Raw genomic sequence first — 6428 nt, 5'->3', positions numbered from 1 at the left:
CGGCGCGGGCGACGCGCACGGTCTCCAGCCGGGTCAGGCCGCTGGACGGATCGAAGCGCGGCACGCGCGAGAGGCCCGCATCGATCACCACCCGCACGCCCTCGATGGTCAGGCTGGTCTCGGCGATCGAGGTGGCCAGCACCACCTTGCGGCGCCCGGCCGGCGCGGGCTGCACCGCGCGGTCCTGCTCGGCCGGGTCCAGCGCGCCGTAGAGCGGCGCAAGGTCAACGTCCGGACGGCGCAGACGCTCGGCCAGCCAGCTCTCGGCCCGGCGGATCTCGCCCTGCCCCGGCAGGAAAACCAGCACGCTGCCGGTCTCCTCGGCCAGAGCCCGCTCGACGGCGCGGCCGACGCGCTCTTCAAGACGCAGACGATCGTTACGGCCCAGATAGCGGGTCTCGACCGGGAACATCCGGCCCTGGCTCTCGACCACCGGCGCGTCGCCCAGCAAGGCCGAGACGCGGGCGCCGTCCAGCGTGGCCGACATCACCAGGATCTTCAGGTCGTCGCGCAGCAGGCCTTGAGAGTCGCGCGCCAGGGCCAGGCCCAGGTCGGCGTCGAGGCTGCGTTCGTGGAACTCGTCGAAGATCACGCAGGCCACGCCGTCCAGGCCCGGATCGTCGAGAATCATCCGCGTGAAGACGCCCTCGGTGACCACCTCGACGCGTGTTTTCGCCGAAACCTTCGACTGCAGGCGCACGCGGAAGCCCACCGTCTCGCCGACGGCCTCGCCCAGGGTCTGGGCCATGCGCGCGGCGGCCGCGCGGGCGGCTAGGCGGCGCGGCTCCAGCATCACGATCTTGCCGTCGCCGACCCAGGATTCCCCCAGCAGCGCCAAGGGAACGGCCGTGGTCTTGCCCGCCCCGGGCGGGGCGACGAGAACGGCGGTCTCGCGGTCGCTCAAGGCGCCTTTGAGCGCGGGAATGGCCTGAAAAATGGGCAGCATCGCGCCGGCTTTAGCTGGGCTGGGGATCAACGCCAAGCAGGACTGGACTAGCCTGCCCACGGGAGAACATTTACGCGCTTCGGCGGCGCGGCCTTGACCCCATGCTCATAAACGGGTCACCGTCCGCAAAATTTTCTAAAGGCGACCCCCGGGGGGGAGTCTTGCCTATCCAGGAGGAACTATGTGGCGCGTAAAATCGCTTGATGCGATCCTAGCGACGGCTGAGAAAAAATCCCTTCATCGCTCGCTCGGACCGATCCAGCTGACGCTGCTGGGGGTAGGCGCGATCATCGGCACCGGGATCTTCGTTCTGACCGCTGCGGCCGCCCAGAAGGCCGGCCCCGGGATGATCTGGAGCTTCGTGATCGCCGGCGCCGTCTGCGCCATCGCCGCGCTCTGCTACTCCGAACTGGCCTCGATGGTCCCCGTCTCGGGCTCGGCCTACACCTACTCCTACGCCGTGATGGGCGAGCCGCTGGCCTGGATGGTCGGCTGGGCGCTGATCCTGGAATACGCCGTCGCCGCCAGCGCCGTGTCGGCCGGCTGGTCGGGCTACTTCCTCGGCCTGATAGAGAACGCCCTGGGCTTCCAGTGGCCAGCCTTGCTCAAGGCCGGACCGGCCTGGTCGATGAACGGCTTCATCCCGGTGGCCGACTTCAGCGCCGGCATCGTCAATGTTCCGGCCATCATCGTGGCCCTGGCCGTGACCGCCCTGCTGGTCATCGGCACCACCGAAAGCGCCCGCGTCAACGCCGTGCTGGTGGCCATCAAGGTCACCGCCCTGACCGCCTTCATCGTGCTGACCATCCCGGCCATCAAGAGCGGCAACTTCTCGCCGTTCGCCCCCAACGGCTGGTTCGGCCCGCACGGCACCACCGGCATGGGCATCGTCGGCGCCGCCGCCTCGATCTTCTTCGCCTATGTGGGCTTCGACGCCGTTTCGACGGCCGCTGAAGAGACCAAGAACCCGCAGCGCAACGTGCCGATCGGCCTGATCGGCAGCCTGGCGCTCTGCACCGTCTTCTACCTGCTGGTGGCCTCCGGCGCGATCGGCGCCATCGGCGCCCAGCCGGTGCTCGGCGCCGACGGCTCGGCCGTCCAGCCCGGCTCGGCCGCCTTCCAGGCCGCCTGCTCGCTGGCCTCCAACAAGGACAGCCTGGTCTGCTCGAACGAAGCCCTCGCCCACGTGCTGCGCGAGATCAACTGGCCCGTGGTCGGCAACCTGCTGGGCCTTGCCGCCAACCTGGCCCTGCCCTCGGTCATCCTGATGATGATCTACGGCCAGACCCGCATCTTCTTCGTCATGGCCCGCGACGGCCTGCTGCCGGAAAAGCTGGCCAGCATCCACCCGAAGTTCAAGACGCCGCACATCGTGACCATGGTCACCGGCGTGTTCGTCGCGATCGCGGCCGCCTTCTTCCCGGTCGGCCAGCTGGCCGACATCTCCAACTCCGGCACCCTGTTCGCCTTCTTCATGGTGGCGATCGCGGTGATGGTGCTGCGGGTGAAGGATCCGACCCGCCACCGTCCGTTCAAGACCCCGCTGGTCTGGGTCGTAGCGCCGCTGGCCATGGTCGGCTGCGCGGCCCTCTACTTCAACCTGCCGCTGGAAGCGATGCTGGTGCTGCCGATCTGGGGCGCGCTGGGCCTGGTGATCTACCTGGCCTACGGCATCCGCAAGAGCCACCTGGGCCGCGGCTTGACCGACGTGCCGGAACTGGCCGCCGAGGCGCCGGGCACCTCGGTTCCGCCGATGCCGGGCGCTCCGGCCCCGGGTTCGCCCGAGGAACGGTCTTGATCTGCCGACAGTAGTCTCTAGTTCAGACGGGCGGGATCTTCGGGTCCCGCCCGTTTTCGTTTGGAGCCCGCCACCGTGACCAACCAGTCGCCGATCAGCGCCGTCATCGCCCCGGTCACGCCGCTGCAGCAGAACTGCACGATCGTCTGGTGCTCCAAGACCAAGAAGGCCGCCGTCATCGATCCGGGCGGCGAGGTCGATCGCCTGCTGCGCGCCCTGGCCGACCAGGGCCTGACGCTGGAGAAGATCTGGATCACCCACGGCCACATGGACCACGCCGGCGGCGCGGCCGAACTGAAGGCCAAGACCGGCGTCCCGATCGAAGGCCCGCACAAGGACGACCAGTTCTGGATCGACCGCATCCAGGAGAGCGGCGAGATGTACGGCGTGCCCGAGGCCCGCATCTTCGTGCCCGACCGCTGGCTCGAGGACGGCGACGTCGTCACCGTGGGCGAGACCCAGTTCGAGGTCCTGCACTGCCCGGGCCACACGCCGGGCCACGTGATCTTCTTCCACCGCGAGACGAAGTTCGCCCAGGTCGGCGACGTGCTGTTCCAGGGCTCGATCGGCCGCACCGACTTTCCGCGCGGCAACCATCAGGACCTGATCGACGCCATCACCGGCAAGCTGTGGCCGCTGGGCGACGACGTGCGCTTCGTGCCGGGCCACGGTCCGATGTCGAGCTTCGGCGCCGAGCGCCGCAACAATCCCTTTGTCGGCGACCGGGCGGTCGCCGCCATGAAGGGGCCCGGCTACGCGGCTCCGGTGAACCGCTCGCCGGGCTGATAAGCGCCTACTGGGGCGGCCGGCCGCCGGGCGGTCCCATGCGGAACTCGTCGCCGGTTAGCTTGCCGTCCTGGTTGCTGTCGGCCTTGGCGAACTGGGCGCGGCTGGCGGCCAGGGCCTCGTCCTTGCTGATCTTGCCGTCCTTGTCGGCGTCCTGCGCTGCGAGCTGGGCCAGCATCCGGGCGCCGAAACCCGCCGGAGGGCCGCCGCCCGGGCCGCCATTGCCGCCTTCGCGCTCCTCGAAGCGTTTCTTGATGGCGTCGATCTCGGCCGCGTCGATGACGCCGTCCTTGTTGGCGTCGTTGCGGTCGAAGCGCTGCAGGGAAGCGGCCTCGAACTCGGCGGCGGTGACGACGCCGTCGCCGTCGGCGTCAAGGCCGCGCCCGGGTCCGCCCGGCCCGGGCTGGGCGCAGGCCGCCCCGGCGGCCAGCAGGGACAAGCCGAAGACGGCGGTAGCGAGTCGGTTCATGAAAATGCTCCGTGGCGATTTGACGCTAGGGAGTCACGATCAGGTTGCGCGCCTGTTGCAAGCGTGAAATCTGACGGTGACAGGGGCATGAAAGGACGACCGTCATGGACACCTCCCCGACCACAGCACAGTCCGCCGCTGTCGCGGACACCACCAAGGGCGCCGGCGCCCGCATCCTGATCGTCGATGACGATCCGGGCATTCGCGACGTCGTGTCCGACTTCCTCGTCCGCCACGGCTATGTCGTCGACAGCGCCCAGGACGCCCGCACGATGGAACAGGCCCTCGCAAAGGGTCCGGTCGATCTCGTCGTGCTCGACGTCATGCTGCCGGGCGAAGACGGCCTGGCCATCTGCCGCCGCCTCGCGGCGCAGGACGGCCCCGCCATCATCATGCTCTCGGCCATGGGCGAAGAGACCGACCGCATCGTCGGCCTCGAACTCGGCGCCGACGACTACCTGCCCAAGCCGTGCAACCCGCGCGAACTGCTGGCCCGCGTCCGCGCCGTCCTGCGTCGCCGCGCCGAGCCGCGCTCCAGCGACGACACCATGGGCGCGGCCTGCGAATTCGCCGGCTGGCGCCTCGACCTCGTCCGCCGCGAACTGCGCTCGCCGCAGTCGGTGGTGGTGAACCTGTCCAGCGGCGAGTTCTCGCTGCTGCGCGCCTTCGTCGAGCGCCCGCAACGGGTCCTGACCCGCGACCAGCTGCTCGATCTGGCCCGTGGCCGCGACAGCGACGCCTACGACCGCGCCATCGACGTCCAGATCAGCCGCCTGCGGCGCAAGCTGGACGACGGCGGCGGCGGCGAACTGATCCGCACGATCCGCAGCGAGGGCTACATGTTCACGCCCAAGGTCACTCGCACGCCATGAAGTTCGCAGTCCCGGGGCGACGCGACGCTCCCCTGTTCGCCCAGGCCCTGGGACTTGTGATCGTCACCCTGGTGGCGGCGCAGCTGATCGCCATCGGGGTCATCTTCACGCTGCCGCCGCCCCCGCCCGAGTTCTATCGCCTCAGCGAGATCACCCGGGCGCTGAAGACCGGCCAGATCGTGCACCCGCGCGACGGACGCCCTCTGGTCATCCGTCATCGCTCGGGCATGAAGCTCGACAACGACGACTCCCCGCGCCGGGCCGAGTTCAAGGCCGCCGTCGGCCGTGAACTGGGCGTGCCGGTCGAGCGCATCTCGATCCTCACCGACAACGGCCCGCGCTTCTTCGTGCGCACCCAGCGGCAGAAATCGCCCCCGCCCCAAGGCGGTCCTGGTGGCGGTCCTGGCGGGCCCGGCGGGCCTGGTCCCGGCCCCGGCCCTGGGCCGGACGGCGTGGGCGGCATGCCCGGTCCCGGCGGCCCCCCGCCCGGCATGTCCCCGCGAATGTCTTCGTCGGTCGAACGCCTGGCGGCGATCATGCGCGACGAGCCGTTCCTGTTCGGCGACTTCGAGCTCGGGATCCGGCAGGCCGACGGCCGCTGGATGGTGGTCGAGCCCAAGCCCACCTTCCGCTTCGACAGTTGGCAGCAGCGCATCCTGCTGATCCTGGCCCTGTCGGTGCTGGCCGTCTCGCCGCTGGCCTGGTTGTTCGCCCGCCGCCTGGCCGGTCCGATCACCGCCTTCGCCGCCGCCGCCGAACGCCTGGGCCGCGATCCGCGCGCACCGCCGCTCAGCCTGTCGGGCTCGGCCGAGGTCAACGCCGCCTCGAACGCCTTCAACAACATGCAGGAGCGCCTGCGCCGCTACGTCGAGGACCGCACCGCCATGATCGGCGCGATCGCCCACGACCTGCGTACGCCGCTGACCCGCCTGCGCTTCCGTATCGAGGCCGCGCCGGAAGACGTGCGCAACAAGCTCGAAGTCGACATCGACCAGATGGAGGCGATGATCTCGGCCACCCTGGCCTTCGTCCGCGACACCAGCCGGGAAGCCGAGCGCACCAAGCTCGAACTGGCCTCGCTGCTGGAAAGCGTCATGGACGAGACCGCCGAGACCGGCGGAAACGCCACGGCCGAGGAAGGCGAGAAGATCGTCGTCGAGGGCGACCCGATCGCTCTCAAGCGGCTGGTCACCAACCTGGTCGAGAACGCCCTGAAGTACGGCGGCGCGGCCCGCGGCCGGGTCTATCGCGAGAACGACTGCGCCGTGATCGAGATCGACGACGACGGCCCCGGCGTGCCGGCCGCCGAGCTGGAGCGGGTGTTCGAGCCCTTCTTCCGCGGCGAGCCCTCGCGCAACCGCGAGACCGGCGGCATCGGCCTTGGCCTGGCCGTCGTGCGCTCTCTGGCCCGCGCCCACGGCGGCGACGTGTCGCTGTCGAACCGTCCCGAAGGCGGCCTGCGCGCCAAGGTGACCCTGCCCGCCTGAAGCCAAAGGCTTCAGGCCGCTATCTGGCGCGTGGCGGACGCCGAAACCGCCGACACTTTCGGCTGCCACG

At 69.9% G+C, this 6428-nt stretch carries 6 protein-coding genes; 4 read left to right on the top strand and 2 right to left on the bottom strand.

Annotated features, from left to right (window positions below; translation table 11 throughout):
- On the bottom strand, window positions 1-946 hold a 946-nt coding region (locus DMC18_RS23180; RefSeq protein WP_146218187.1), incomplete at its 3' end, for a DEAD/DEAH box helicase.
- A 181-nt stretch (window positions 947-1127) separates the two neighbouring features.
- On the opposite strand from DMC18_RS23180, the gene DMC18_RS23175 reads away from it, so the two are divergent.
- Window positions 1128-2744 (top strand): amino acid permease, encoded by a 1617-nt coding sequence (locus DMC18_RS23175; RefSeq protein ID WP_110121991.1) that lies wholly within the window; start codon window positions 1128-1130, stop codon window positions 2742-2744.
- Window positions 2745-2819: 75 nt separating this feature from the next.
- A complete protein-coding gene (locus DMC18_RS23170; RefSeq protein ID WP_110121995.1) occupies window positions 2820-3530 on the top strand; it encodes an MBL fold metallo-hydrolase in 711 nt (236 codons plus the stop codon).
- A 7-nt stretch (window positions 3531-3537) separates the two neighbouring features.
- Here DMC18_RS23170 and DMC18_RS23165 read toward each other — a convergent pair whose 3' ends face one another.
- The gene (locus tag DMC18_RS23165) at window positions 3538-3999 is read right to left on the bottom strand and encodes an EF-hand domain-containing protein (RefSeq protein ID WP_110121992.1); all 462 of its coding nucleotides are present in this window, start codon (window positions 3997-3999) and stop codon (window positions 3538-3540) included.
- A 104-nt stretch (window positions 4000-4103) separates the two neighbouring features.
- Here DMC18_RS23165 and DMC18_RS23160 point away from each other — a divergent pair, with 104 nt between their 5' ends.
- Together DMC18_RS23160 and DMC18_RS23155 are read left to right on the top strand one after the other, a co-directional pair.
- Window positions 4104-4871 carry a response regulator gene (locus tag DMC18_RS23160; RefSeq protein WP_110121993.1) on the top strand — a complete coding sequence of 256 codons (768 nt, stop codon included), beginning with the start codon at window positions 4104-4106 and terminating at the stop codon, window positions 4869-4871.
- Window positions 4868-6358 carry an ATP-binding protein gene (locus DMC18_RS23155; RefSeq protein WP_110121994.1) on the top strand — a complete coding sequence of 497 codons (1491 nt, stop codon included), beginning with the start codon at window positions 4868-4870 and terminating at the stop codon, window positions 6356-6358. The genes DMC18_RS23160 and DMC18_RS23155 overlap by 4 nt, the downstream gene beginning before the upstream one ends.
- Window positions 6359-6428: the final 70 nt, after the last annotated feature.

The sequence above is a fragment of the Caulobacter sp. D5 genome, assembly GCF_003185805.1.
GTDB lineage: Bacteria > Pseudomonadota > Alphaproteobacteria > Caulobacterales > Caulobacteraceae > Caulobacter.
Note: the sequence above shows the minus strand (reverse complement) of the source record. Positions and strands in the feature narration are given on the sequence as shown.